Origin of the sequence: Bacillus sp. RCC_6_1 (assembly GCF_041360755.1) — a bacterium.
Classification (GTDB): domain Bacteria; phylum Bacillota; class Bacilli; order Bacillales; family Bacillaceae_G; genus Bacillus_A; species Bacillus_A cereus.
In genome coordinates this window covers 1,025,166-1,051,210 of sequence record NZ_JBFUPV010000002.1, presented here as the reverse complement: position 1 = coordinate 1,051,210, position 26,045 = coordinate 1,025,166, and the positions used below count along the sequence as shown (strand labels likewise).

Below are 26,045 nucleotides of genomic sequence, written 5' to 3'. Positions count from 1 at the left end.
TTGCACCTTCTCTTAGCCGTTTACACTAATTGTAATTTTACTAAGCGCTCTGCAATTTGAACAGAATTCCATGCAGCGCCTTTTAATAAGTTATCAGATACGACCCAAAGATGGAATCCTTTATCGTTATTTAAATCTTTACGGATTCTTCCAACGAATACTTCGTTTTTACCTACTGCAGTAGCTGGCATTGGATATAACTGCTCTTCTGGATTATCTTGCAGAACAATACCTTCCGCATTTGCAAGTAAGCTCTTTAATTCTGCTACTGTTACGCCTTCTTTTTCTACTTCGATGTAAACAGACTCAGAGTGTCCTGATACAACTGGTAAACGTACACATGTTGCCGCTACTTCTAATTCAGGCATATGCATAATTTTTTTCGTTTCGTTAATCATTTTCATTTCTTCAAACGTAAATCCATTATCTTGGAATTTATCAATCTGTGGAATCGCATTAAAAGCAATTGGGAAATGCTTCTTATCACCTGATACAGGAAGAACATTTGCCTTAACTTCTTCGCCATTTAAGATTGCTTGTGATTGTTCATGCAGTTCTTCAATAGCTGCCGCACCAGCACCTGATACAGCTTGATATGTGGAAACGATTACTCGTTTTAAACCATATTGCTGACGAACTGGCTCAAGAGCTACTACCATTTGAATTGTAGAACAGTTTGGATTTGCAATAATACCATTATGTTCTTTTAAGTCGTTTTCATTTACTTCAGGTACAACAAGTGGCACGTTTTCTGTCATACGGAATGCACTTGTATTATCAACAACAATCGCACCGCGTTTTGCTGCTTCTGGCGCTAATTGTTTCGATACAGATCCACCAGCACTAAATAGTGCGATATCTACTCCTTCAAAGCTTTCAGGAGTTGCCTCTTGAACTGTAAATTCTTCGCCTTTAAATACAAGTTTCTTACCTGCAGATCGTTTAGATGAAAGTAACGTTAATTTCCCGATTGGAAATTCTCGTTTCTCTAAAGTATTTAACATTTGTTCACCAACTGCGCCGGTTGCTCCAACTACAGCGACATGAAAAGTTTTTTGCTTTTCCATCACTATGCCCCTTTCTAGATACCAATCCTTCTATAACTTAGAATCAGAAGGAGTATACAATACCCCTTCTGATCTTAATAACGTTAATTTTATCATATTCTACAGTAAGAATGATGGTTTCATCAAAAATTGTCCGTTTTTTTTCGTTTTTTAATTCATATATCTGAATTTTTCTACGACCACCGGTTGCAATTGCTTCCCTTGCAGCGCTTCTAACACTGTATCTTCCAGCAGCTCCATGCGAGCTACCATTGAGTTCGGTTTTTTCTCTGGTGCATCTTGGCCGAATGGGACGAAGTAGATGTTTTTTGTTGCCATTAGGCGCATGAGGTTGACGCCAACATGGTAGCAACAATATAAACATTTCTTTTTTCTTCTATTATATATTCATTTCAAATCCTGTAAATTTATTTTGTATATCATATTCTTCACAGGTACCCATAAACGAATTAGACGGTACTTTAGTAATTAAATGGAAAAGTTCTACTTTGATATTGAGTTTACTACAGTAGCATATTTACATATATATCCTTTAATTGGTATGATTTACTTGTTCGCATAAAAGGGGGGAGATTTTTGAGTTTAAATATGTATTTAGGGGAAGTACATGCCCAAACACAAAGTATGAATGCTGTATGTACGGCTACCATTCAAGGTATGGAACAAGCGATTCAGTCGATTGACGCTTTTGCAATGGATACTGTGTTACAAGGGCAAACATATAGCAGTGCAAAATCATTTTTTGTACAAACCTTTCGTCCTTTAGCACAAGGAATCATTTATCTGTGTGAAGAGTTAATTCGTCAGAATGATGCTTTTCCAAGTCAATTCCAATCACAAGTCGCTTCCACGGATGTCGTTGAACAAGAGTTACTAGAACAAATTCGAGAAATTGACCGAATGAAAACAAGTATAGAAGCCATCAATCAAGCTGTGCCACTCCCGGGTATGGACGCTATGGCGAATCTTTTTACTGTCATGAGGAAAAAACTGCAAGAAAAATTAGAACATCTATATGAATTTAATTATACTTCTAGTAATAATTATGATACTGCACTCCAACTAGCCGCTAGCATTGCGATGGGTTTAGCGGAAGTTCAAAGTGGAAAAGGCTTTAGTCCTGCAAGTGGTACATTTAGTACGCAAGGGTTGAATATGGAGTGGATAACTTCTATCCAAGCGATTACAGAAGAAAAAAAACGTCATTCTGAAGGAAGTAATATTATAGAAGAATCGTTGTTCGATAAATTTAAAGATACTGTTGAAAATAACGTAGAAGCGATAGATCATTTGTACGAAAAGTTTATTCGACAGATAGAAAACACTCCTATTATCGGGCAATATTATAATTACAAAAAAGGGCAGAATGAAGCGGTGTTAGATGAACTTAAAGGAATATTAAACACAATTTTACATCCAATAGATAGTGTTGAGGGTGCTGTGTATGCTCTTTCTCATATCGACGAAACATTTGCTGCTGTAGAACAAGCTATTTCTGATTCGTGGAATCAAGATGTTGTAAATGGAGATTGGAATAGCAGAGCTAAATGGTATGGAAATGTAGAGATGCAAGTTAAATTAGCAATCGCTGAATTATTCGTAGGAACAAAAGGTGTAGATAAAGTTTCAACGTTAGGCAAAACCTCAAAACTTAGTGAAAGTGTAAATTTTATACACGGCACTAAAAACGTAATAACTTTAGATAAGTATAAGCAAAGCGTTGACATGTTGAATAATATTCTAATGCCAAAAAATCAATTTGCTTATACAGGAAGAAATATTGTAGACTCTTTCTCAGATAGCAATGCCCTTAAACAATCTAAAGAAAAATTATTGACTCATCAGTTTGCTGAAAGTACAGCTGAAGTTAATAAGGCAACAAGCGGAGCTGACTTGGATTTTAGAAAAGTAAATATTCAAACCAATGAAATTGGAGAAACTTTAGCTACTAGAAAGGAAATTCGAGCGTATAAAAAGGAATGGGGAGAATTAGGTATAAAAGTTAATATAGATAAAAAAGGAACAATTCTTCCAAACAATGTAGAAGCAGCGTTTGATTTTGTTAATGGGGATATATATTTAAAGAAAAAACCATCCGTCATAAATATGCATCATGAGGGTTTTCATGCAGAGCAGTGGTTAGATATAGGAAAAGAGCAATATATGAATCTTAGTAGGTTAGAAAGAGAAGAATATGTATTTGAACAAGTAATGAAAAATAAACATTTATTTGATAAAGCTTCTATTGACCATTCAATAGAATATATCGAAAGATTAAGATTGAAATATAAATAAAAGGAGAATTTTATATGTCTTTAGATAAGTATAAAAATATGTCTGATGAAGAGTTTAAACAATTGTCTACTGAAGAATTTCAAAATTATATAAAATTAAAGCAAGAAGATTTTTCAAGACATTATAGGAAAATAAATGAAATTACTGTAGATGTAATGTTAAAGCCTCAGGAAGCAATAGAAATTGCTAAACATTATCATAAGAAAAATAAATTAGATGGAGTAGTTAATGAAGATATCAACCAGCTTTTCTTTGATGAGGCTTATACATTTAAAATTGTGAAAGAAAATAGAAACAATGATGATATAAGACCAGCTTGGAGAATATTAGTGGATTTACCAAAAAACCCTTTTCTTATGGAGGACTATACACTAATTGTGTCTGATAGAGATAAAAAAGTAATGGGTATGCTCGATCCAAATGGGCATCCAGTATTTAAAGGCAATGAATTTACAGATGAAGATATCGAATATATTATGAGCGATGAGGATTCTAAAGATTAATCAAGGTAATAATTTAGTGAATAGTTTTATAAATAGAATAATTGTCTTTTTTAATTAATTTTTATGCTATTTTGCTAGATTCTAAGGGCAAAGAAAGAAGAATTTAAAAGAACAAGATAAATGGAAGAAAAATTTTTATATCTCTATTTTTTATATAATGATACATTTATTAACATCAACTAGGAGGAACATTCCTTGAAAGTTGTACGCTCTATATTTAAAGGCTTTCGTTTAATAGGTTTAATTGTAAAGCCCGTACTTAAAGCATTATCTAAAAGTAAATTTTAAATCTCATAAATATTAAAATCCCCTTCTGCATATAGGTGCAAAAGGGGATTTTTTCAAATTATTCTATTCGTTCTACAGACAGTACTCATAGATAAATAAGAAACGGTGTATATTTACACTAACATTTATAAAGATGAAAATCAATATATAATTATCTACATATAGAACCAGATAATAATCTTTATTAATAAAACTATTCTTTTGTTTTATTTTTTAATGTACTCGTACCACCAGTTTCTTTCATCCATCCAAGCTGTAATCTTATCAAGCTCGCCATTAGGTAGTACTTCAGTTTGTAAGTAAGCTAAACCAGTTAATGGATCAGAGACAACCTTCCCTTTTGTTCCACGCTCATTCATAGCATTTACGACTTCCTGAACCAATGAGATACCAAAACCACCAGATTTAACATACTGATAGCCGCCATTGGCAATAGCTTGTTCTGGTTGTTTTTCTCCTGTAAACCAGGATAACGGTTTACTACCAATCAATTGGTTCAAATCACACTTACCGATACCAGGTACATTACCTGTCTCTGTGTATTGCCAAATATCGCATGGATAAGCTGGCTTGTTACCGCCATAACGAGGAATCCAAACAAAATCAGATTTTACATTTGCCATACCAAACGGAGCATACATATGATGACCAACGTATAAACCAACTTTCTGAGCACCTAATCGGCGTAGTTCATCAATAAATGCTTGTGTGCCCGCTCTCATATCATTCATTGTTTTTACTTCAACATCTGCAACCCAGACTGTCGCGCTCTTGTCTCCACGGTTCCAGAAGTCACGAGCTTCTATTCGTGCATCATTTTCAGAAACGAAACGACAGAATGCATAGTTACCAAAAGGAATACCATGTTGCTTCATGGCTTGTACATATCCTTTATACAATGGATCTACATAATTTGAACCATCTTGTACACGAGCGATGATGAAATCAATGTATTGCTTTGCTATAGGCCAGTTAATGTCACCATTCCATTTTGAAATATCAATAATTTGTCCCATTACTTAACATCTCCTTTTTTATCTTCTTGTTTTTGTTTACCGCCTAAAATCTCAACTGCATTTGTTAAAGCTTGCGGAAGCGGAATACCCATTCGTCCGGCATTTTCTAAAAGTGAAAGTAATTCATTACCCATGAAGAAGAAAATTGTCGCTTCACGAATAGCACTATTACTTCCTAACGCTGCATCTAATTGAGCTGCCGCTCCGGCCAAAAGAAAAAGCACCACCTTTTTGGCGATGCCTTTGAAACCAACTTTACTTTTTAATTCTCCGTTATATCCTGCTGCAATCATGCCAGTTAGATAATCAATAACTGCCATCGTTACTAAGATTTTCAATGTTGCATCCCATCCTCCCAAGAAATACCCACAAAAGCCACCAAATGTAGCAATAAATGCTTTCATTAATACATCAATGCGATCCATCTTTCCATCTCCTTATTTATAATAAAAAAAGAGAGACGCTTGTCCCTCTTTTCTAAAAAACATACAATTGTATTAATCAAATTAAGTTTATTTATCTGTTTTATCAAGATCATCGGATAATTTCTTCAAAATATCACGTGCTTCTTTTTTCTCTTCATCTGTTAACTTAGCAGTCTTACTCTTTGCTTCCAACGATTTAAGCACTTCCATGTATGTACTATCTTTAGTACATACATTATCTGTATAGGAGTCGCCAATAGCTACTAATGAATAATATGTTTCTTTATTTGCTTTGGGTACATGCCCTAAAATATACATAATTCCATCTTTACCAATGCTGATAGAGTTATTTGAAGTACCACCGTGGAAAATAGGAGTTGACCATTCAGTCTTCCACTTTAGTGTTCCATCTGGATTTAATGCATATAATTGTTGGGATGAATGAATATAAATTACACCATTTTTATCTATTACTGGTGAGTTATTAATAACCTGGGTACCTGTTGAATACTCCCATTTCAATGTGTAGTCTGAATTATATGCATACAAGCCACCACTTTTAGCTATATAAATAGTTCCATCTTTTGAATATATTGTAGGAGCAGATTTTGAACTAATCTCATTCTGTTCCCATTTATTCAATAAATTTCCGTTTTTATCTAAAACATATATAATAGATCCACCATTTATATATAATTCGCTATTTAAACCTAAAGAAAAACCAGGATTACCTCCATTCCCCTTAATCTTTTTATTCCATAATTCTTTGCCATCTTTGTCATGAGCATATAGATAATAATTTTCACCACTTGAAGATACAGTATAAATGATTCCATCCTTTGACATAAGCATAGAATTAGTTCCAGTTGTCGTTCCTTTAAACAGTTCACTTGATACCCATTTTTTTGATCCGTCTGGATTATATGCGTGTATTGTTCTCTTATCATAAGCAGCATAGCGTACATAAAGTGTACCTTCACTATCTAGAATAGGAGTATCAACATAACCATTATCTGTAGTTTGCCATTTTATTGAACCATCTGGATTTAGAGCTGTTAATTTTCCTCCTACAGCATAAATAGTTCCATCTGCTGCTATAACTGGTGAAGCATAAGTATTCGCTATATTATCTTTAACCCATTTAACTGAACCATCTTTATTAAGTGCATACAATTTTTGGTTTCCATTTCCTATATAAATCGTCCCATCATTTCCAATCGCTGGCTGAGTGTAAAATATTAGACCACCATCTCTATCATAAAGCTTATATTCCCATTTTGTTTTAGGTGTTTCTGGCCCAACGTAAGGGGAATTTTTATTCCAATTCTGACCAAAAGAAAACTCAGCTTGTAAATCATACTTCCCTTGTTCAAATTGTTCACCTTGTGCGCTTGATGTTTCTGCTTTTGTCATTGAATTAGGATGCAACCCTACCATCAAAACAAACAACAACATCATTAACATAAATTTCTTTTTCATAATATACCTCCTAAATGAAACATTAAATTATACGATAATAAAATCATATTTATTATATATTATAATTAATAATTTAAACACTTAAAAACTAATATAAACAGAAATATAAAAAAGACCAGCTATCGCTACCCTTACATTGATTGCGTTGTATTTTCATTAGTTGGTGGTTGTTGTGATGGATAATTCCCAGTAAGCGATGTATAACAATCCATGCAAATGTGCTTCTTCGCAAACCCCATATCTAGTTCATATAGACGTGCTCCACGTTTACAAATTTCGCATCTTGTTGCGATTCTAAAGCTTATAGTTCCATCAAGCTCCCTCCATACCTCAACTTTATTCATGCCATTTGAAAGCCCTGCATTATTTAATACATTAATAGGGATGTTTACAAAAATTCCAGCTTCAGATCTTTCCAGCTCTACTAAATATCCCATAAACGGTGTTACATCCCCAGGTTGTGGAGGTGCAACAGCTGAATTTTGATTCATATACTATTACTCCTTTCTTCTTTATCCTAAACTATTAAAGTGCCATCCATTTGAGTTACAGACATAGAATCCTAACCCTCGGTTTCCTTCTACAAAACGAATATGTCCCCATTGTTGGAATCCACCGCCGCCTAAATTAATTCCTTGCATCGCCCTTATATTAGAAAAAACTTTTACATCCTTTTCTGTACTTATATCAAACGTTTGTCCGTCTGCTGCTGGTTTTATATTATTATTCACACCGCCTACAGCAAGTGCGTTAAACGGCTGAATGCCATCTGCTCTTTCTGCTGCAGCACGATCCCAATTATACATAGATGCATATTTGCCACTGTATAGCGTTACACCACTTACACAAATCGCTGTCCCTTGTCTCATGTCAGCACTTCCAGAACAAACTTTAATAATCAATGCATGTTGTTGCGGAATATAGTTTTTCGGGACTTTGAAGGTAAATGAATATCTTCTGATTTCTCCATAAAATGTAGACGGCTCAGGAAAGTCCATTTTTTGTTCATTCCATATATCGTAACTTACATTGTCTCGGAATTTAACACAACATACATGTAAGCGTGGTTTCCCTGTTTTACGTACTCCATTTATCATAGATGCTCTAAAGTGAGCAGATACTGTGTATTCATTTCCGGGATGTATGCCATTATTCACGATTGCTTCTGGATAGTTATACATGTCTACCCTTGTAGCATTCACCATTTGCTCGTAATCGAATATATGTGTATTCTTTTCTATTACGACATTTCCCCATGATCTCCAAGTAAGACCGTATCCACCTTCAAACCCATAATAATCGTTATGTCCAATGTTTTTCTTTGTAACACTAGAAAAGTCGGGATCTGCTATTAGGTTTCGTCTTGATACCGCAGTTGTTTTTGTTCCCCATTCGTCTTGGAATAGAAAATCTAACATTTTAACAGTTACACCATCTTTATCAATGGTTATCTTATCACCGTTAATTCTAATAAGATTTGTATCAATACCTTTTGCTGTTAGCCATTTGACCATTGTATCTGCATTAATATCCAGTTTTGCAGCATTGATTGTAATTTTCCCAGGAGACATATTGATGGCAGTGACAATTCCGTCCTTTAAAATCTGCGCTAAAATCCCTTCATCTAAAACTTCTAACCTAGATTCCGTTTTCCTTGCATAGGCATTATAAGTCTCATTTATAAACGTTTCTTGTTTTCTAGAAACGATTGTAATACCATTTTCATTTGCGCCAATACTTCTTTCTAACTCTGTAACTTTCTGATTGTATTTCTCAGTAGCTACTCTATTAGCTATATCTTCTAGCATTTTATCAACATCCGTTTGATCTTTCGGATGTAACCAAAATTCTGTAGCTATGGTGCCACGTTGTAACATAGGTGCAGTACACCATAAACGCCCATTTCTTGTAACATAATAACGCCATCTCACAAACGATGCATTGGCTGGCGCTTTATCTGAACATACAGCACGAACCCATGTATGATTTACAACCTTGATATTTGTCCTAGCTGTTTTAATGCGAGTTTTTTTGTCACCAGTCCACCATTCAATTTCAATAAATGCACCACCACTATCAATAGGTGTTTTCCCATCAGTATTGAAATAACCTGATGCAACAAATTCTTCGTTAACCTGACACTCAATGAATTGGCTTGTAAGTCCCCACCAACGATCTTGAGTCTGGCTAGTAACGGTAATTGCAAATGTATTCATACCTTTGTATTTTAAATTCGTATCAACAGAACCAATAGCCCCGTTACCGCTATTCCAAAACCAATATTTCTGTCCTAACTTAAAATCAGCATCACGCAACTCGTTGACAGTACCTAAACCGCCTACATAATCCTCAACATCTTTCTTTTTCATTGTTAATTTCAATGCTTCAGAGTGTTGCTGTATCGTTGTGGCAGCCTGAGTTAATGTTTTCCCTTGCTCAGTTTGTGTTTCCTGTAATTTCTTAACACTTGCAGTTGTTCCTTCTGCATTCTTTTCTACAGTGTTAACACGTTCATTAAAAGAGATTTGTGTTTTTTCTACCGTTTTAATACTTTCTTTAATACCATCCACACTTTTTTCAATCTCGGTTGTTTTCTTAGTGAATTCATCGCTCGTTACTTGATTTTCTGGAGCTGGTGTCCAATCCTGTGGCTTATTACCTTTATATAAAGCAACCCATTCTACAATGGCTTTTGTAGTGTTACTTGGAAAGTTATACAGACTCAACTTTCTTTCATTTCCACTCGTTGCTGCTACAGCTTTAAAAGTTACATAGGTTATTCCATTCGCATAAACACTTGTAGCATATCCAACATTATTCGAACCGCCATTTTGCCAAATCCCGAACTTCTGCCCCTTCGGAACGCTACCTTTAATTACAAATGTATATTCTTCACCTGTAGAGAAATTTTCAGTTAGAGAGTATGGATTGATTAGATAATCTGTTTTTTCGTATTTAACATTTGAATCTAGTAACAGATTACGTCCTCCAGCTTTATCGTTATTAACTTTCTTTTCTACACTCTCCAACTTCTCACTAATCTGACCAGCCTTTTCAGTAATTTCAGTTGTGGTTTTCTTTAAAGCATTTGTTGTTTGCTGCACCTCAGAGATTGTCTTTTTTGTACCTTCAAAAGTCTCTTCTACTGTATTTAACTTTCCAGTGATTTCACCATCTTTTTTTGTTAATAACTCAATAGATTTAGTAAAACCTTCGTTGGTTTGTTTCATTTCAGAGACAGTTTTATTAGTTTCACCTTGAGAGTTTTGTACATTTTTAATCGTTCTTGTAACTTCTTGAAGATTTTCTGTTACTTTATTAAATTGTCCATTGGTTTCACTTTGCGCTTCTTCCACTTTTTTGTTTAATTCTTCTTTTGTGAGCTGAATATCTTTATTAACCTGTTTCAGTGTTTCTTGTTTTACTGACTCTACATCAGGAATAAGGAGTTCCCAACCTTTACCGTTCCACACTTTTAAAATACCAGGTTTACCGTTGCTAATATCTCGCCATAATGTTTTACCTACTATAAGATTATCGGTCGGTGGATTTTTAGCTTCGATTATATTTACCATATTATTTTTAAGATTCTCTTGAACTTTTTCAGCCAGTGTTTTTGCTACTTCTGATTCTCTCTTAGCATTATTAGCTGTTTCATTTGCATCTTTCACTAATTTATCTAACTGATTTATCAGTTCTTGCTTACTACCTAGTGAACTAAGGATACGATTGTAAATCTTTCGTAGTTCTTCATTTGGATCTGTAATCTCACGGTAATCACCAAATGCGTATTTATCTTGCGAAGGATCAGTATGTGATTCATCACCAGCGATTGCCCTTGCTTCTAAATAAAGCTTAGGTGTGAATCCAACATCTTTAATTCGGATTGTATCTCCTTCATTGATTAACTCGTGAGCCAGTCCAAATACACGCCCTATACTTTGTGCTTGAACATCATAAGAGACAGAGGTATTCACACGTTTTGCTAACTCTATTTTCATAAGAGTCAATAAGCGTTCTGGTGTTATATCTTCTTCTGTTTCTGGAGTATAAAATCCAAATTTGTGTTTACCTTTTTCATTCCAACGTTGAAATGCATCGTTATCCACAATATATGGAATACCCTTATTTATATCTGAGATAGTGAGAACTTCTCCACCTTCTTTTTTGATAAAGCCAATTAAAGCTGTACAAATGTTTTGTGAGTTTTCAATACGTTTAATTCCAACTAAATCTTTACCTAACGTGACTTCCTTTCCTGTTTCTCTTCCTCTTTTTTTCACCATGTCTACATACCAACCTGCAATTCGAGAACCAACCACTTCAACACGGTATATAATTTCTAGTTCAAATAGGGAAGCAATCTTTTTTAAGAGACTCAATGGATCTATAAATTCATCAATAGTCATAGAATGAAATCCAGCATACTCCGTTTTACCACGCTTCCATTTTGTACCTACAAGAGCAATATCCATAAATTCATTTACTGTCTTACCTTCAATTTTCTGCGGACAAATATAGTCATCTTTAGCAAGATTAATCCATGCACCTGATGCATAAGTAATTACGGATCTATCGTCAGGGTCTTTTTCTACTTCAGTGATTACATACGGAACAATACGCCCATCCCTTACTTCTTTTAATACTAAGTTCTGTTGCATAAGTGTTGCTGCATATTTCGTGTTATCAAATACTTTAAACTCTAAAGTATCGATATTATTCTTGATTTCCCAATGACGTTTATCATCCCAATAATCTTTTGGTTGTATAGCTGAAACGATTTGACTGGTTTTAAAATCAATAATATGTAAGACTCCACTTGGTGTTCTCATCTAAACCGCTCCCTATATTTAACCTTTGCTGTTCCGATATCAGAAGGCATGATTTCTAGTGTATTCATACCTTTATTAATGATAGGAAAATTACTGAAAATGTCCTTAATATTAATTGCATCCTTCCCTTCAATCATTACATGACTATTTTCTGTATCAATTACGACTTTGTCACCAACATCGACTATATAAGGCGGTGTATTTTGATTATTTAAATTTACTTTCCAAAATTTCAAATCCGAAACTGTCATCGCTTCTACTGGTGGTACATCCTGCCATTGCATGATACTAATCTGTATTTGAGCTGCTTTTTCCATATATTTATTGTCTTTATCGGTCCATCTTGCAAAGCGTTCTGAATCATCTTTTTCTGTTCCAGGAAGAAATTTTGAAATATAAGCTTCCCAATCATTACCGGTTCTAGCAATCCACAACCTACCATAATACTGATTCCATGTATTCGGATAATCACCACTCTCATAAATTAAACCTGTTTTTCCAGGCTTATTATCATATCCAATTACCATCGTTCCAAAATTTTGTTCAGCTTGCCAATAGAGGTCATTCATGGCAATTTTTGAAAGAACTTTGCTGTTTTCATCGAGTATTGCTATCTCAACTCGTCCCATTTCATTGATCTTTTTACTTTTACATGTAACGTGGGCTTGCATAATAAAATCTTGTACTGGCCCACCAGGAATACTCTTCTTAACAGCTGCGCCATGCCATCCATTACCCGAGCCATAGTCCGAACAATAGAATTGGTAACTATCTGTTTTCATTTCACCAACTGGATTACCATCTTCCATTGAACTAACCTTACTCCACCCTACAGTTGTGGACATTTCATCCCATATAAGACGTTGATTTCTTTCTACAGGCAATTGTTCCATTTTTAATGGCACTCCAATACGGAAATAATCTGGTTCCTTTGAATATTTATCTTCAAACCATACATCTAAAAAAGTGTTTGGTTTCGTAATGTCAATCTCAATAATAGGATTAGAATGAACAGTTCCTTTATTTTGAACGTTTGCCATTAACCCCAGTGCACCTGTTTGAAATTCTACTGTTCGGGTAGGTCCTAATTTATAAGGCATCGGACAAATAAACTTCAAAGTACCTTTACCTAACGTAACGAAATCATCAAGATTAAAATCTTCATCAATTATAGCTAAATATGTTCGATCAGGAGTTGCATCAAATACTAGCTCAACTGCTTCTTCTGTAATTAACCATGCTGCTATTTCTTCTTTTAACGTTTCTAAATCTGTTCCATCTGGAACGATAATTCCTACAGGGACAGGAAGTGGACGAGGGTCTGTATCCGTTCCTAATAATCTTGCACCTGGATATCCAGGTGTTTTTAAGAAATTACGTTTTAGAGGTGCCCATGTTGGTGGACTCCATCCCTTCTCTATTTGAATGTACTCCTTTCGTTGGTTGTTAAAAGTAAAAGAACTCATGCCAACACCTCATTTCTTTATAAAATAAAAGAAACCCAAACCTAAAAGGCTGAGTTTCTTTTTGCTTCTCTTTCTTGATACTCGGTTGTATAGCGATAAGTACCGCGTGCCACGTCTCTTCCTTCTAAATTAACAGGCACTTCAATAACTAAATCTCCCCCAAGCATTGGAATAACTTCACCACTAGAAGATGAACCAGATCCGTAATTAATCACTTGATTTGATACGCTGCTTGCCATAGCTTGTCTACTATTTGACATACTTCCATACACACCACTCATGACACTCTTTAATTCTGATAATTGACTCACAGAACTAGCCATCATACGGCTCATGTCACCCATTAGTTGATTTATTTCTCTCGGCATTGCAAATTGTTGTCGTGGCATGGCTGCCACAATTCCTGCACCAATATCTCCAAGTGTCTTTTTATTCAGAGGAAGCACTGCTTCTCGCCCCGCTTCTCCTGCACCTTGCAAGTTTCTGCCATTCATTCCAAAGATAGTCGGTTTAGTGAAGATACCACCTTTTGCACGCCAATCTATATTGAGGCCGGACGGAAATGTAATATCTTTTCCTAAAATGTTTTTCGTACTAGTTTGTAAGCTGAAGTGTGGAAGAGGCGGCATTTCTGGTTTTGGAATTTTCAACTTCAAGTCACTAAAGAATCCTTTAATCTTTCCAATGAATTTTTCTATACTGTCAACTGCATCTTTAATTGGATCTATAATGAAATGTTTTGCCGCTTCAAATTTTTCTTGAGCTGCATTCTTAACAGAATCAAATTTTTCCCGTGCTGTGTTGTACATATCATTGAATTTCTCTTTTGCAGAATTATAAGCTGAAATAACTGGTTCAACGATGTATGTGTAAACCATCTTCCACGCTTCAAGTGTATAACCTTTTATTTTCGCCCAAATTCCTAACATCCAATTGGATAAATCACTAAACTTTTCTTTTACTAAATTCCAAGTATCTTGTACAGGTTTTATAATATATTGTTTAAATAAACCCCATGCTGCTGATGTATATGATTTAACTGTCTCCCATTGTGAATTTAGCCAAGAAACTAAATCATTGAACTTTTCTTTTACTAAGTTCCAAGTGTCTAGAACAGGTTGAATAATATATTGCTTAAATAGTCCCCAAGCAATTTGTGCCATAGTTTTTGCAATTTCCCATTGTGTACCAAGCCAAGTGACCATTTCACCGATTTGTGTACTTACCCAGTCGTAAGCTTCCTGAATCGGTTGAATAATATATTGACAGATTGCCGCCCATGCAATTTGTGCACCTGCCTGTATTAACAACCAACCAGCTTCTAAAACGGTAGAAACTGCCGAAATAATTGGATCTAAAACAGTAAGAATTGTATCCCATGTTTCTTGCCATGCTTGCGTTAATGTTCCCCACAATTCAGATGCTGTTTCAACTAAAGAGGACCACCAGGAGGAAGCAGTTTCAACAATGCCAGACCATAAACTACTAAAGAATTCACCTATTGGATCAAAGAAACTATGCATCATTTCTACGAAAGAAGACCATGCTTCAGAAAAGAATTCAACAGTAGAATTCCATGCATCGCTACATGCCTGCTTTACACCCTCCCATAAATCACTAAAAAATTGGCCTACCGGATCAAAAAATTCGTGCATTGCTTCTAAAAATGAAGACCATGCTTCACTACAGGATTGGGATATCCCGTCCCAAAGCTCTACTAAGTACTCTTTAATAGAATCCCATGCTGCTATTGTCCAATTTTTAATATCATCCCAGTTTTTATAAATAGCCACTCCAAGAGCAACTATAGCGGCTATGATAATAGGAACAATAGCAACTATACCTAGTGCCGCGGCGGCCCCAATTTCAAATACCCCCATGACCGATACAACAATTGGTGCAATAGCCATAAGTGCCCCTGAAATTACTCCAATAGCCGTTGCAACCGCTGCTAAGGTCGCTGCTAATTCTGGATTATTAGAAATCCAATCAGCAATACTAGCAACAACATCAGCAATTACTCCTAGTATAGGTTCAAGAGCCATTTGTAAATCGCCCATCGCTTTTTGGAACTTTACAGCTGGATTTGCATCTAATTTTTTAACAGATTCATTTAAGTTGTCTTGGTTTTGTTGAAGATCTTTTGTTTTCTTAGAAGCTTCAATTAAAGTGTTTGTTAAATTTTGACCTTGATCTTCAAACATAGTGGCTAGAACTTTGACCCCAACCTGATTTTTCTTAACTGGGTCTTCTATTCCGTCAATAGCTTTAGCTACTTCTACCATCGCTGCTGCGCCATCTCTTCCGCCTTTAGCGACAGATGCTCCCCATTTTTCTATTTGTTCAGTCGCAATACCAGAACCGTCAAGCGCTTCTTTTAAAGCCTTATCAGCTCCTTGTGCGAATTCAGTTAATTGAATCCTACCTTCTTTCAGTCCGTCTAAAAGATTATCAATATTCCAACTACCAGTTTCAACACCAGCTTCCATAATTGCTTGGACTTCCTCAGCTTTAAAGCCTGCACGGGTTAGCTGGCTACCATATTCAGCAATGATGTCTAACTGTTCTGGCGGAAATCCCATTTTTAACAAAGCATCAACCATACCAAGAGCACTATCTTGTGTTATTCCTAATTCATTTCCTATTTCATAGGTTTCTTGAATCAACTCTGTAAAATCTATACCTTCATAGGATTGCGCGATTGTTGCTGCACCTTTAACGATAGATGCATTCGCTTCATCACTAATATCTTTATTTAAAGCCCATTGCCTACGTACACCAGCAAGTGATTCTTCAGCATCCACTCCATAAGCTGTTACCCCTCTTATTGCTTCTTCTACTGATTTTTTCGAGGATTCAGGGACATCAAAAGATACATCAATTTTGGTTTTCAATTTTGAAATATCAAGTGCTTTTTCAACAGCTGTCGCAATTCCACCACCAGCTGCTAATCCACCGATAACATTCTCTAATCCTACTTTTAGACCTTCAAACTTCTTCTCGGTTCTGCCAGCTTCTTGTTGTAAGTCTCTTAACTCATTTTGTACTTGTTGAATAGAGTTTCCGGCATCCACAGATCGGAGGGCACGTTGTAATTTTTCAATATCAGCTTCAGTTCCTAAAGCTTCACGACCAATAAGACCAATTGCTTGTTCTAACTGTCGACTTGTAGCCGATCCACTTTTAATTGCATTTACAAGACGATTACCTAATGCGCTCGCAAAATCATCAACACTTTTTCCTGTAGCACTAAATAAAGTTTCTAATTGTCGTGTTGAACTTGCCACATTTTCTTGTTCGGCTTTCATATTACCGAGCTTGTTTTTCAGACCATCAAGTGACCCTTGTGTAAATTCAATTTCACGCCTAAATGCGCGATACTGCTCTTCTGAAATTTTTCCATTTTGAAATTGCTCTTGAACCTGTTGCTCCGCTTCTTTTAATTTATCGAGCTTTTGTGTAGTTTTTTCAATTTGTTGTGTAAGCAACTGTTGCTTTTGAGCAAGTGCCTCAACGTTACCGGGATTAAACTTTAATAAACGTTCAACATCTTTTAACTCTTTAGTCAAAGAATCACTTTGCTTATTCACGTCTTTTAAGGCATTTTGTAACGGCTGCGTATTCCCTCCAATTTCAATCGTAATTCCTTTAATTTTTCCTCCCGCCATTATCTCACCCCTTTTTCTTAGAAAGCATTAAAGTCTTCTTGAGTTGCTTTTCGAACTTTTTCTTTTCCTGGATTTTTCATTTCAGCATACTCAGCGATATAATCAAAACAATCACCAATCGTCATCACTTCTAAGTCCCAATATGTGAGCTTTGCTTCATAACAAAGAGCAAGGAACAATTCAGTGCTTAATTCTTCATCACCGAAGGTCCCTTGCTCTCCATTAATTTTCTTTACTTTTTTTTTGCTCCCATTGTTTTTTGAACCATCTCATTAATTTCCGGCATTATATCGTAAATAGGAAACTCATCAAATCCTTCTAACCAAGTCATCGGGTCTGGAATTTCAGGATCAGCTGTTTTAGCGTATAACCAAACTAAATCGTAACAAACTTCAAAATCTACCTTGTCGAAATCTAAGTTAGAAAAATCAATAGTACCTTCTGTTGCATCTTGCGAAGCGAATGTACCTATAGCTCCTAATTTAAACATATCGGCAAATAAATCCCGTCTAAATTGCGCCTTATATCGCTTGGCTGATGCTGCGTTAGCTTTTAATTTGACCTGTTTTCCGTCTATTGTAATTGTCTTTTCCATCTACTTACGCTCCTTTTGGTAATGCAGGTACTTTTGTATACACTTTTTTGTACCAATTATTATAAAGATCTGTTTTTGATTTAGTAGTAGTTTTCGTTTTAACCATACGTTTTCCATTAATATCAATAGGGCTGGATACAAATTTAAGTTCATTTGTATTTGGCTCCGCTGAATTTGTTTTCGTTTTAGATGCAAGTGTTGGACGACTTGCAGAACAGTTAAACATAACGTGTCGAGTTGCTCGTACATCGCCATCAAATTCAAATAATAATGCAAATGATTTTCCTTTCGCATCCGCTAACTCATTTAACACACCATCTTCTTCGTCTAATTCCTCTCCTAGTGCATCAATTGCAAATTGTTCCGGAATAGTCGCAATAGAAAGCGTTCCATCATACCCTTGGTTATTACTTGCAGCGTAATAAAGCATGTCATCAGCGTAGAATTCAATTAAATCCCCTCGTGGATCAAACGTTAATTCAACCGCACCAGGTAATGGAATTGGTGTATTAAATGTAACTACACCATCTTTAATATCGAAAAGCGCATAATGGACATTCTTTAAACCAAATGCTACTTTATTTTCATTCATTTATATCAACCTCGTTTCATAAAATTTTTGATACATATTTTCAGATTCAATAAAAGTCCCATACGAGTCATAAGGAATCTCGTGATCATCTAGAACTTGTTCTAGCTTGGCTTCCGCAACTACATCTTTCTTAGTTGTATAAAGCTCTATATTTACATCATTTATCTTGTGATACACCTTGTTATCAGCCATTAAATTTGCTGACCCATCCACAAGAAAACAGATATACGGTGGCGCCGGAACTGGATTACCTGGTGTTGCTATGAAATGCGAATAAGCCACAGGATAGCCTGTAGCTTCAAGAATTTTTATAAATTCTCCTAATGTTAATGTCATGATTCAATTGCCCTTTCAATACGTTTTGGCAATTCATCAATTACATACTCTTCAACGGGACGAATATGCACTTTCTCCGGTACTCGGCCACCACTAGCTTTCGCATGGCCATTTTCTAAAAGATGCGTTAATTGCCCTTTTGTATTATGGATAACAACGGCTTTATCTACTTTTTTCTTACGCCAACCTTTACGATAACCACCTGTTTTTTTAGGACTATTTTGTCTTAACTTGTTTACAGCAATATCAGCTACATCTTCTTGTGCAGTTGTTAATTCTTCTTCCACAACATTTGCATATCTTTGCAATTCTCTTGCAAGATCACTCGCAAAATTACTCATATTAAACATGCTCCTTTGCGATAATAGTCAATGTTTGATACATTTCATCATCATTCATTGGCGGTTCGATAATGTCAAAGATACGATTCTTCATATTAATTCGCATTAATTCTGTAATACCTGTTGTATAAGGAATTACAAACCGATAAATTCGTGTAGACTGTGAAGCTGAAGCTTCAATATACTCAGACCCTTTCACCGTTTTTATCATTGCCCATGCACTTTTAACTTCTTCCCAATTACCTGTTTCAATTGCTTGATTCAATTCATCTTTTATTATTTCAGGTTGTTCAATGCGAATTCGATTTCTAAAGTCACCTGTATTCAGTGGTTTTTTATACTGAAAAGGACGCATATTACTCACCGTCCAATTTGATTTCTTCTAATGCTTTTGCAATACCAAAACTATTAATTTCGGTTAAAAAGTTTTTAGTAAAATACTCAAGTGCATCATTATAAGCATAACGAGAACGTTCAAAAACTAATTCTTTGAACGTCTCATCTTTGTTTATGTCATACAATCCACATACTTTTAATAAAGCTTCATTGGATGCAAAAAGGATGCGCTTTAGGTTATCGTCTTCATCATCACCCAAGTGCATCCTATCTTTGAACTGCTGTATTATTTCGTCTGAAATTACTGTTTCCATTTACATCACCCTTCAGTCGGTGGTGTTACTTCTTCAAGCTTTAATGTGTAAACTTGTGAAGTGTATTTATCCTTCGGTTTACCTGTAGCATATTGTTTAGCAATATAAACAGTTGCATCTTCTAAAGCTAATGTTTCTTCATACTTCTTGATTGGCTCTGTTCCACCCATTGCTGCAACATATTGACCTTTAACAAAGAATAATACTTTTCCTTGTGGTACAAACACTGACTCTGTAAGAATTGGATTAAATGGCAAACTAGTTACATATACTCCAGCCGCATTTTGAATTGTCGCGTTTGCTTGAATATCAAAAGTATCAAACGGATTAGTTACCATAACTACTTTACCAGCAATATTTTTTGGTCGATCTGCGTCTGAACCATCAGCATTTAACTTTTTAGCTAGTAGTTTAACAACACCTTTTAATTCATTGATTGTTTTGCGGCCTGGCTCGAACGTTAAAGTACCTACTGGCTTTTTATCTGGATATACTCCATTCACAACACTTCCACTTGGATCTTTTAATAACCCAATAGGTTCATTTTTACCTGTACCAGCTACAAATCCACGTTCTAAACCTACTTTCATCGCTTCTGTAATCATTGTACGAACATAACGTTCTACCCATACAGGCCCAAGTTTCAACATGTCATTTGCTAATGGAATAAATGCCGTCAATTTAAGTTGGGAAATGCTATCTTTACGGAATGTAGCATTTAATTGACCTTTAATACCATCAAATAATGGTCCCCATACCGCTGCGCCTTCTGGATCTCCATAAATAAATTCTGTTACTGCACCCAGATTTTCAAGACCGATATGTTTTAGGAAAGGATGATCTTCAACTAAATCATCAAAAATACGTTCTTGGGTTGTCTTAGGTAAAGTTTCAGTAGACTTAAAGCCGCCTTCTTCCACAACTGCATTAAAGAACTTCATTTCTTCACTTGTTAATACATTAGCACCGCGAGATTGCATAATAGAACGATCTACCATTGATTCATTCACTTGATTTAAAATATCTGTTCTTACATCTGTAGCAAGTGCTTCAATCATGGAGTTCAATGCTACTGATTGCTCTTCTGCTGTACCTTCCTGTGTAGCTTTTGCAAATGCTAGTTTCTGTTCTTCAAAATTATTAAACTTGATAACCATATTTTATTTTCCTCCTAATGTTAAAAAGAGCGTACTCAAATTCTGTTTTGTATGAACAGGCTCTTGAATAAGCTCTTTTGGATTTTGATTATTTTGTTTTTTCGTATACTTAGCTACTAAACTTTCTTTTAAATTTTCTACAACTTCCTCCTCTTCCTCCTCTTGCGTATCATCAATTTCAATTTCATCTGCAATTTCATCAGCTAAACCAAGAGCTACTGCTTCCTCTGCTGTTAGCCAAGTTTCATCTTTTAAAAGTTGTTTTAATTCTTCATCTGTTCCAGCAAAACGTTTCTTATAAGATCCTGCTAAAGCTGAATCAATCTTTCGTAAATCTCTTGCTGTTTTTTCAAAAAGATCTGCGTTTCCATATTCAAAGGTACTTGCTTGGTGAATCATCATCATAGTATTACTAGGCATAATAATTCTGTCTCCTGCCATTGCAATTACAGATGCGGCACTAGCTGCCCAACCATCAATATGAACTATAATTTCTGCACTATGCTGCTTTAACTGATTACAAATTGCTACACCATCGAATGCGGAACCTCCACCCGAATTAATATGAACGTGAATTTTTTCTGCTTTAACATCTTGAATTTTTCTTCTTACTGCTTCAGCATTATTTTCACTAAACCACCCACCAATTGATCCATAAACAGTTAATTTGTATTCATTTTCACCTTTAGCTTCAAAACGAATGTCTCGTTTTAAATTCAAAAGCTTACTCATATTCACATGTTCCATCATTTCTCACCCCCTTCAGATTCATTTAATTTTGTATAGTTCTTCGTAATATGATGGACATTTAGGTTTGGATCATCTGACTCTTCATAATCTACTTCTGAACGAATTTCATTTCCTGTAAATGCACTTGAAGAAATGAGCTTATCAATACTTGTCGCAAGATCAAATATACTTTGGTAGGAAACAGCTTTAACCTCAATTTTTTGTCCCAAAAGATATTCACTCATTTCAAAGAATTTAACGTTCGCTTCATCAGATAGTTTTTTTAATAATGGTCGTACTGTGAAAAGCATATAATTTTTCGTTTGCTTTTCTACATCAGCCATTTCTCCATATATCAAAGCTATAGGAATACCGATTGCCATAGCTACTTGATTTAAGAAACCATTTGTTACTTTATTGATTTCTTCCACACTTGGGCCATTTGCAACACCATTGTATATCTCGTTATAATTAATACCTTTTTGCTGTGGAACAATAGCTATATCTTTTGAACCAATTGACTTATACATGTTGTCTATAAACTCTTGTAACTTTGCTATTTGTTCCTCAGTTTTAGCACCAATCATATCCATATCAACTGTTCCACGAACTTGATTTTTACGTTTTTGAGAGTTTAATATTCTGCCGAACAAATCCCCATAATCTGCAAATAATCCATCAATAAGCGGGGTTAATTTATCATTTCGATACTTCAAATGAATAACTTCGCTTTGCTTAAAACTTCTCTTAAACGTATAATCTTTTACCCTTACATCCGTAAAAGTATCTTCAAACACAGCGTACTCATTATGTTGAAATCCATCTGCAATAAGTAAATCACCATCATCTGCTTGTATAACTAAACACTCATTATCATAAATAAGCTTTCGAACAAACCGTTCCCAAAAGGTACTTGCGGTCATATTCTTGTTTGGTCTTACGTTTAATCGATAATAAAGCTCATTCTTCTTAAACGCTTTACCATTTCTTATTCTAAATTCAGATTGACTAATCGTTCTTCCTAAAAATGAAACGCATGTATCAATTGCCAATCGTTTCATATGAAGCCTGTTTGCAGTATCAGTTATTATGTCCAGATCCAACATGAATTCTAGTTCTTTATTTCTTTTAAATACTGAACCTAACCATCCAATGGTTATCACCCCCTTTATTAGAATTTAATATTGCCTATAACAAAATCAGTAGCTTCTTGTATCTCATCCGCCCGATAAAGAGCATGAACAAAACACTGAAACCCGTCTGTTTTTCTACGAACGGGCTCTTTCTTTTCATATATTTTATTTCCATCAGCTTTGATAACAACCAATACATTTTGTGTATACCAACGCATTAGCGGATTATCATCAAAAACAATTTGTTTATTCGCAAATGCCATTTCAATACGTGGAGCTAACAAACTATGAATTGCTTTTGGGTTTCGTATAACTTCTATTTCAAATCCTTCTGCTACTAATAGTGGTCTTATTGCTTCCATGCGGAAGTTATCCGCTATAATTTTTTTAATCCCATATTGTTCTCGCATTTCTACAAACCAATCAACAATGTGTTGAGGATTAATAGTCGGTTCATCAACAACTGTTAGTAATCCTTGCTCTTCCCACTCTTTAATTGGAGCGAATTTTTGTTTCTTGAACTCGCCTGCTTTTTTAGAATATCCGTAATAGATATCAACAAATTCTTTTCGTACGAAGGAATGAGTTTTAAAAATGTATTCCCCATTTTGTCTAAATAAAAGACCACATGCTGCAAAGTCCCGAATACTTGCAAAGTCTAACGCCCCTATGCATTCTTGAGCATATAAATCAGGAAAAGGACGATTTGTAGCAAGAATTTCTGACCATTTTGCAACGGACCGTTCTAAATTTGTAACAGGTAAGTTCATTCGCTTTGTCATGAACTCTTCTCGGTTACTTGGATCGTCCTCTAAATCCTCATACTCTTCTTTTATTGTTTCAAGTAAGCCTTCAGCATACTCACTTAACGGCTGAGATAACATTGGATTCGCCATTTCCCAATTATCGATTTCATCAACTTCTTTTTCATCATTTAATTTACAGATGAAAGGGAACAGCGCATTCGGACGGGCTTCACCCTTTAAAACTTTCATTGCCTTTTCTTTTAATTTATCTAAGAATCCATCTCTTACATATCCATCTGTACCAATGTAAAACTCACGCGGATTTTTCTTTTTTCCCAAACCACTGATGTGAACACGGACATCTTTATTGCTTTCATATTGATGGACTTCATCAAACATTACAGCGCCATCGCGAAGACCATCTTTTGTGTCTCCGTTTGATGTTCTAAACTTCACTACACTTCCAGTCGATTTCGAAATGGTTTGTGTTAATGTTGTTTTAAAAGCTCTCTGTAAAACTTCATTTCTTTTAATACATTTATGAATTTCATCTGGGCTTGTTTTTGCTTGCTCTTCACTGTTTGCAACAACGGAAATGTTATATTCAGAAATTCCATGTAATTCGCTTATTAAAAAGTGAAGAATAACTGTCATTAAACCATTTTTACCGCCGCCACGGCCAAGCATCCACAAGAATTTACGATAAAATACACGGCCATTTTTCTTATAAAATAAAAAGACGAATGCTATTAAGAATTTTTGAAATGACTGTAATGGAAAGTACCACTTTTCACCAAAGCGGATACACTTCTCGATCATTTCATCATCAAAATACAAGTCGTCTCTATTTAAAATGTATTTTTCCAGGTATTCAATTAACAGTTCTCTTTCATTGTTGAACTTTACTTTACCACTTCTATAAAGTTCAATGTATTCATCTACATATTTTTGCCTAATCATACTAAATCACTTGGACTGTAACCCGAATTAGAAGCACCAACTTTAGGAGAAAGTTTTATATCTCTTCCCAAAGCAATTAATGAACTGTTAATTTTATTCCTCTCACTTATAAGAGGGTGGGCTTTAACAAAAACTTGAGAACCGTTTTTTATCGTTACGGACTCGCCTTCTTTATTAATAGTTTTATTTATTTTTCTAAATGCTTTTACAAGATCAATATATCTTTCTACCTTTTCAACTTCGACTAAATCTGTAATATCAATACTATTCATAAGCTGTTCTTTTAACCTCACAATACTAACAGCCATCTACCCACCCCCCCTTACGTGCGTAAAATCGAAAAAAACCTGACAGTTAACCCCCTCCTCCGGTGCCCCTTAGATTGATTTTTGATGAAATATTTTAAGGGGGACTGTTTCTGAATCATTTTCACCACTTTTCATCGTGTTCCCATTTACTTTGTTTTTTTTTGTAAAATCTTCCGTGTTCTTTGTTATGGCAATTTACACAGACTGTCTCTAAATTAGCTATTTCTAATGCAAACTCTGGATGATGTTCGAGTTCTTTTATATGATGTACAACGAGTTGAATCTTCTTACGCTTTGCACTCTCACTGTATTCATTGGTGTCTGTTTGAACGCGACCGTTTCGTTTGCACTCTTGGCATTCGTAGTTGTCTCGCTTCTTCACCTGTTCACGTATACTCCTCCACTCAACACTGTCATAGAACTTACGCTTTTGTTGTTTGGTTTTATATTCTTCCGTCCGCATATAAATCCTCTTCTTTCACACACTTTACTAATATTGTTACACCAATTGTCCGGTTCTCATTACGTACAGCAAAACAGATTTCTTTTGCATCACCTTTGATTGGCATCATTCATCCTCCGCCAAAATAAAAAGCACTCCATATGGAATGCTTGTAGCTAATAATCAAATATATTTAAACTATCTTTATTAATTTATATAATTCATTACCGACCTTATTCCCTTCAAAAGTCACACTGTCCAAAGCAAAAGTAACTGGCCCTACACTAATAATTTGCAAACTACTAATTCGCATTAAAGAAGACTTAAGCATTTTATATTCCTCATTATTTATAATACCTTCTTCTATCGCACGATCTTTTGTTTCTAATGTATTATCTCTTATTTGTTTATATTCTTCCATAGATATATTTTGAATCAAACATGCAGTGCTTACTACCTTATCTTCTGGATGTTCTTCAAAATACAAGTAGATTTTTTTGAAATTCTCAATATCCCAATCATTCATGTTTTTCAAACCATTAATAAGAACCCAATCATTATAAGTAAAAGTTCGTTGCCCTTGCATCACTTGACCAGCTATTATCCCTAATAATTTTGAAGAATCATTAGATACAGTTTTTGTTGCTTCTTCTAAAATATCTAATACTAAAATCATATTTTCACTTTTCTCTAACAGTCTATTTAATTTCTCTAAATCGTTAGCAGTTATATCTTCTCTTGAAAATACTTTTATTGCGAGTCCTTGAAGAAAACTTTTACACTTATGTTCTCTTCTTTTATTCATCAAATTATTTGCTAAACGAACATAGGGACTATATTCAGAAAGTGTATCAACTAACTCATGCCCTTTTTTCAAAAAATCTTCAGCTGTTTCAAATACATCTTCTGGTGCATTTATTAACTCAAGTTTATCCTTAAAACTCATTCTATCCACTCCCACAGTGCAAATTTCATATCAGAATATCACTCTTCTAAATTGATTACATTTATATTTAT

General features: G+C 35.0%; 24 protein-coding genes and 1 pseudogene. 2 read left to right on the top strand and 23 right to left on the bottom strand.

The genetic code is table 11. From position 1 onward, the window contains the following. Window positions 1-20: 20 nt before the first annotated feature. Both asd and spoVFB read right to left on the bottom strand, forming a co-directional pair. Window positions 21-1,067, bottom strand: coding sequence for an aspartate-semialdehyde dehydrogenase (asd, locus tag AB6801_RS11665; protein ID WP_000414846.1), 1,047 nt, complete (start codon window positions 1,065-1,067; stop codon window positions 21-23). A gap of 150 nt (window positions 1,068-1,217) precedes the next feature. After that, window positions 1,218-1,406: pseudogene (spoVFB, locus tag AB6801_RS11660) on the bottom strand (dipicolinate synthase subunit B); the annotation flags it as partial. A gap of 237 nt (window positions 1,407-1,643) precedes the next feature. Between spoVFB and AB6801_RS11655 the strand changes: the two are divergent. Continuing rightward, window positions 1,644-3,362, top strand: a complete 1,719-nt coding sequence (locus tag AB6801_RS11655) for a zincin-like metallopeptidase toxin domain-containing protein (protein WP_000056017.1) — start codon at window positions 1,644-1,646, stop codon at window positions 3,360-3,362. Between the two features lie 14 nt (window positions 3,363-3,376). Further along, window positions 3,377-3,865, top strand: a complete 489-nt coding sequence (locus AB6801_RS11650) for a hypothetical protein (RefSeq protein ID WP_000050864.1) — start codon at window positions 3,377-3,379, stop codon at window positions 3,863-3,865. Between the two features lie 494 nt (window positions 3,866-4,359). Here the strand turns inward: AB6801_RS11650 and AB6801_RS11645 are convergent, their stop codons facing one another. The 21 genes from AB6801_RS11645 to AB6801_RS11545 form a co-directional block, all read right to left on the bottom strand. Beyond that, complete coding sequence (locus AB6801_RS11645) at window positions 4,360-5,169, bottom strand: GH25 family lysozyme (protein ID WP_044796938.1); 810 nt, start codon at window positions 5,167-5,169, stop codon at window positions 4,360-4,362. Beyond that, the gene (locus AB6801_RS11640) at window positions 5,169-5,594 is read right to left on the bottom strand and encodes a phage holin family protein (RefSeq protein ID WP_370941072.1); all 426 of its coding nucleotides are present in this window, start codon (window positions 5,592-5,594) and stop codon (window positions 5,169-5,171) included. Before AB6801_RS11640 ends, AB6801_RS11645 begins: the two co-directional genes overlap by 1 nt. 87 nt (window positions 5,595-5,681) lie before the next feature. Next, window positions 5,682-7,073 carry an outer membrane protein assembly factor BamB family protein gene (locus tag AB6801_RS11635; protein ID WP_076774787.1) on the bottom strand — a complete coding sequence of 464 codons (1,392 nt, stop codon included), beginning with the start codon at window positions 7,071-7,073 and terminating at the stop codon, window positions 5,682-5,684. A gap of 131 nt (window positions 7,074-7,204) precedes the next feature. Then, window positions 7,205-7,564 carry a hypothetical protein gene (locus tag AB6801_RS11630; RefSeq protein WP_076774786.1) on the bottom strand — a complete coding sequence of 120 codons (360 nt, stop codon included), beginning with the start codon at window positions 7,562-7,564 and terminating at the stop codon, window positions 7,205-7,207. 21 nt (window positions 7,565-7,585) lie between these two features. Further along, the gene (locus AB6801_RS11625) at window positions 7,586-11,905 is read right to left on the bottom strand and encodes a phage tail spike protein (RefSeq protein ID WP_098394830.1); all 4,320 of its coding nucleotides are present in this window, start codon (window positions 11,903-11,905) and stop codon (window positions 7,586-7,588) included. Then, window positions 11,902-13,371, bottom strand: coding sequence for a distal tail protein Dit (locus AB6801_RS11620; RefSeq protein ID WP_098330475.1), 1,470 nt, complete (start codon window positions 13,369-13,371; stop codon window positions 11,902-11,904). Before AB6801_RS11620 ends, AB6801_RS11625 begins: the two co-directional genes overlap by 4 nt. A gap of 41 nt (window positions 13,372-13,412) precedes the next feature. Beyond that, the gene (locus tag AB6801_RS11615) at window positions 13,413-17,039 is read right to left on the bottom strand and encodes a phage tail tape measure protein (RefSeq protein ID WP_098330476.1); all 3,627 of its coding nucleotides are present in this window, start codon (window positions 17,037-17,039) and stop codon (window positions 13,413-13,415) included. Between the two features lie 232 nt (window positions 17,040-17,271). Continuing rightward, window positions 17,272-17,634: a hypothetical protein gene (locus tag AB6801_RS11610; protein ID WP_000415912.1), complete on the bottom strand. Its 363-nt coding sequence runs from the start codon at window positions 17,632-17,634 to the stop codon at window positions 17,272-17,274. A gap of 4 nt (window positions 17,635-17,638) precedes the next feature. Then, window positions 17,639-18,226: a major tail protein gene (locus AB6801_RS11605; RefSeq protein WP_098330477.1), complete on the bottom strand. Its 588-nt coding sequence runs from the start codon at window positions 18,224-18,226 to the stop codon at window positions 17,639-17,641. Next, window positions 18,227-18,562: a hypothetical protein gene (locus tag AB6801_RS11600; RefSeq protein WP_000176452.1), complete on the bottom strand. Its 336-nt coding sequence runs from the start codon at window positions 18,560-18,562 to the stop codon at window positions 18,227-18,229. After that, complete coding sequence (locus AB6801_RS11595; protein ID WP_000064422.1) at window positions 18,559-18,903, bottom strand: HK97 gp10 family phage protein; 345 nt, start codon at window positions 18,901-18,903, stop codon at window positions 18,559-18,561. Before AB6801_RS11595 ends, AB6801_RS11600 begins: the two co-directional genes overlap by 4 nt. 1 nt (window position 18,904) lies before the next feature. Beyond that, on the bottom strand, window positions 18,905-19,258 hold the full coding sequence (locus AB6801_RS11590; protein ID WP_001247293.1) for a phage head closure protein: 354 nt from the start codon (window positions 19,256-19,258) through the stop codon (window positions 18,905-18,907). Window position 19,259: 1 nt separating this feature from the next. Further along, window positions 19,260-19,553 carry a hypothetical protein gene (locus AB6801_RS11585; protein ID WP_000450783.1) on the bottom strand — a complete coding sequence of 98 codons (294 nt, stop codon included), beginning with the start codon at window positions 19,551-19,553 and terminating at the stop codon, window positions 19,260-19,262. A gap of 5 nt (window positions 19,554-19,558) precedes the next feature. Then, the gene (locus tag AB6801_RS11580) at window positions 19,559-20,710 is read right to left on the bottom strand and encodes a phage major capsid protein (protein ID WP_074625016.1); all 1,152 of its coding nucleotides are present in this window, start codon (window positions 20,708-20,710) and stop codon (window positions 19,559-19,561) included. A gap of 3 nt (window positions 20,711-20,713) precedes the next feature. Next, window positions 20,714-21,457, bottom strand: a complete 744-nt coding sequence (locus AB6801_RS11575; RefSeq protein WP_098330502.1) for a head maturation protease, ClpP-related — start codon at window positions 21,455-21,457, stop codon at window positions 20,714-20,716. After that, window positions 21,457-22,602 (bottom strand): phage portal protein, encoded by a 1,146-nt coding sequence (locus tag AB6801_RS11570; protein WP_033668749.1) that lies wholly within the window; start codon window positions 22,600-22,602, stop codon window positions 21,457-21,459. The genes AB6801_RS11575 and AB6801_RS11570 overlap by 1 nt, the downstream gene beginning before the upstream one ends. 8 nt (window positions 22,603-22,610) lie before the next feature. After that, entirely contained in the window at window positions 22,611-24,278 is a 1,668-nt protein-coding gene (locus AB6801_RS11565; RefSeq protein ID WP_098330478.1) for a terminase TerL endonuclease subunit, read from the bottom strand. Continuing rightward, a complete protein-coding gene (locus AB6801_RS11560; protein ID WP_000301142.1) occupies window positions 24,275-24,586 on the bottom strand; it encodes a P27 family phage terminase small subunit in 312 nt (103 codons plus the stop codon). The genes AB6801_RS11565 and AB6801_RS11560 overlap by 4 nt, the downstream gene beginning before the upstream one ends. A 121-nt stretch (window positions 24,587-24,707) precedes the next feature. Continuing rightward, on the bottom strand, window positions 24,708-25,049 hold the full coding sequence (locus tag AB6801_RS11555) for an HNH endonuclease (protein ID WP_098330479.1): 342 nt from the start codon (window positions 25,047-25,049) through the stop codon (window positions 24,708-24,710). Beyond that, complete coding sequence (locus AB6801_RS11550; protein ID WP_255262002.1) at window positions 25,030-25,155, bottom strand: hypothetical protein; 126 nt, start codon at window positions 25,153-25,155, stop codon at window positions 25,030-25,032. Before AB6801_RS11550 ends, AB6801_RS11555 begins: the two co-directional genes overlap by 20 nt. A gap of 66 nt (window positions 25,156-25,221) precedes the next feature. Beyond that, on the bottom strand, window positions 25,222-25,974 hold the full coding sequence (locus AB6801_RS11545) for a hypothetical protein (protein WP_098330480.1): 753 nt from the start codon (window positions 25,972-25,974) through the stop codon (window positions 25,222-25,224). Between the last annotated feature and the right edge of the window lie 71 nt (window positions 25,975-26,045).

Excerpts from the sequence above, each read along its gene's own strand:
- asd (WP_000414846.1), bottom strand. The coding sequence starts at position 1,067 with ATGGAAAAGCAAAAAACTTTTCATGTCGCTGTAGTTGGAGCAACCGGC.
- AB6801_RS11650 (WP_000050864.1), top strand. The coding sequence starts at position 3,377 with ATGTCTTTAGATAAGTATAAAAATATGTCTGATGAAGAGTTTAAACAA.
- AB6801_RS11645 (WP_044796938.1), bottom strand. The coding sequence starts at position 5,169 with ATGGGACAAATTATTGATATTTCAAAATGGAATGGTGACATTAACTGG.
- AB6801_RS11640 (WP_370941072.1), bottom strand. The coding sequence starts at position 5,594 with ATGGATCGCATTGATGTATTAATGAAAGCATTTATTGCTACATTTGGT.
- AB6801_RS11635 (WP_076774787.1), bottom strand. The coding sequence starts at position 7,073 with ATGAAAAAGAAATTTATGTTAATGATGTTGTTGTTTGTTTTGATGGTA.
- AB6801_RS11630 (WP_076774786.1), bottom strand. The coding sequence starts at position 7,564 with ATGAATCAAAATTCAGCTGTTGCACCTCCACAACCTGGGGATGTAACA.
- AB6801_RS11625 (WP_098394830.1), bottom strand. The coding sequence starts at position 11,905 with ATGAGAACACCAAGTGGAGTCTTACATATTATTGATTTTAAAACCAGT.
- AB6801_RS11620 (WP_098330475.1), bottom strand. The coding sequence starts at position 13,371 with ATGAGTTCTTTTACTTTTAACAACCAACGAAAGGAGTACATTCAAATA.
- AB6801_RS11615 (WP_098330476.1), bottom strand. The coding sequence starts at position 17,039 with ATGGCGGGAGGAAAAATTAAAGGAATTACGATTGAAATTGGAGGGAAT.
- AB6801_RS11610 (WP_000415912.1), bottom strand. The coding sequence starts at position 17,634 with ATGGAAAAGACAATTACAATAGACGGAAAACAGGTCAAATTAAAAGCT.
- AB6801_RS11605 (WP_098330477.1), bottom strand. The coding sequence starts at position 18,226 with ATGAATGAAAATAAAGTAGCATTTGGTTTAAAGAATGTCCATTATGCG.
- AB6801_RS11600 (WP_000176452.1), bottom strand. The coding sequence starts at position 18,562 with ATGACATTAACATTAGGAGAATTTATAAAAATTCTTGAAGCTACAGGC.
- AB6801_RS11595 (WP_000064422.1), bottom strand. The coding sequence starts at position 18,903 with ATGAGTAATTTTGCGAGTGATCTTGCAAGAGAATTGCAAAGATATGCA.
- AB6801_RS11590 (WP_001247293.1), bottom strand. The coding sequence starts at position 19,258 with ATGCGTCCTTTTCAGTATAAAAAACCACTGAATACAGGTGACTTTAGA.
- AB6801_RS11585 (WP_000450783.1), bottom strand. The coding sequence starts at position 19,553 with ATGGAAACAGTAATTTCAGACGAAATAATACAGCAGTTCAAAGATAGG.
- AB6801_RS11580 (WP_074625016.1), bottom strand. The coding sequence starts at position 20,710 with ATGGTTATCAAGTTTAATAATTTTGAAGAACAGAAACTAGCATTTGCA.
- AB6801_RS11575 (WP_098330502.1), bottom strand. The coding sequence starts at position 21,457 with ATGGAACATGTGAATATGAGTAAGCTTTTGAATTTAAAACGAGACATT.
- AB6801_RS11565 (WP_098330478.1), bottom strand. The coding sequence starts at position 24,278 with ATGATTAGGCAAAAATATGTAGATGAATACATTGAACTTTATAGAAGT.
- AB6801_RS11560 (WP_000301142.1), bottom strand. The coding sequence starts at position 24,586 with ATGGCTGTTAGTATTGTGAGGTTAAAAGAACAGCTTATGAATAGTATT.
- AB6801_RS11555 (WP_098330479.1), bottom strand. The coding sequence starts at position 25,049 with ATGCGGACGGAAGAATATAAAACCAAACAACAAAAGCGTAAGTTCTAT.
- AB6801_RS11550 (WP_255262002.1), bottom strand. The coding sequence starts at position 25,155 with ATGCCAATCAAAGGTGATGCAAAAGAAATCTGTTTTGCTGTACGTAAT.
- AB6801_RS11545 (WP_098330480.1), bottom strand. The coding sequence starts at position 25,974 with ATGAGTTTTAAGGATAAACTTGAGTTAATAAATGCACCAGAAGATGTA.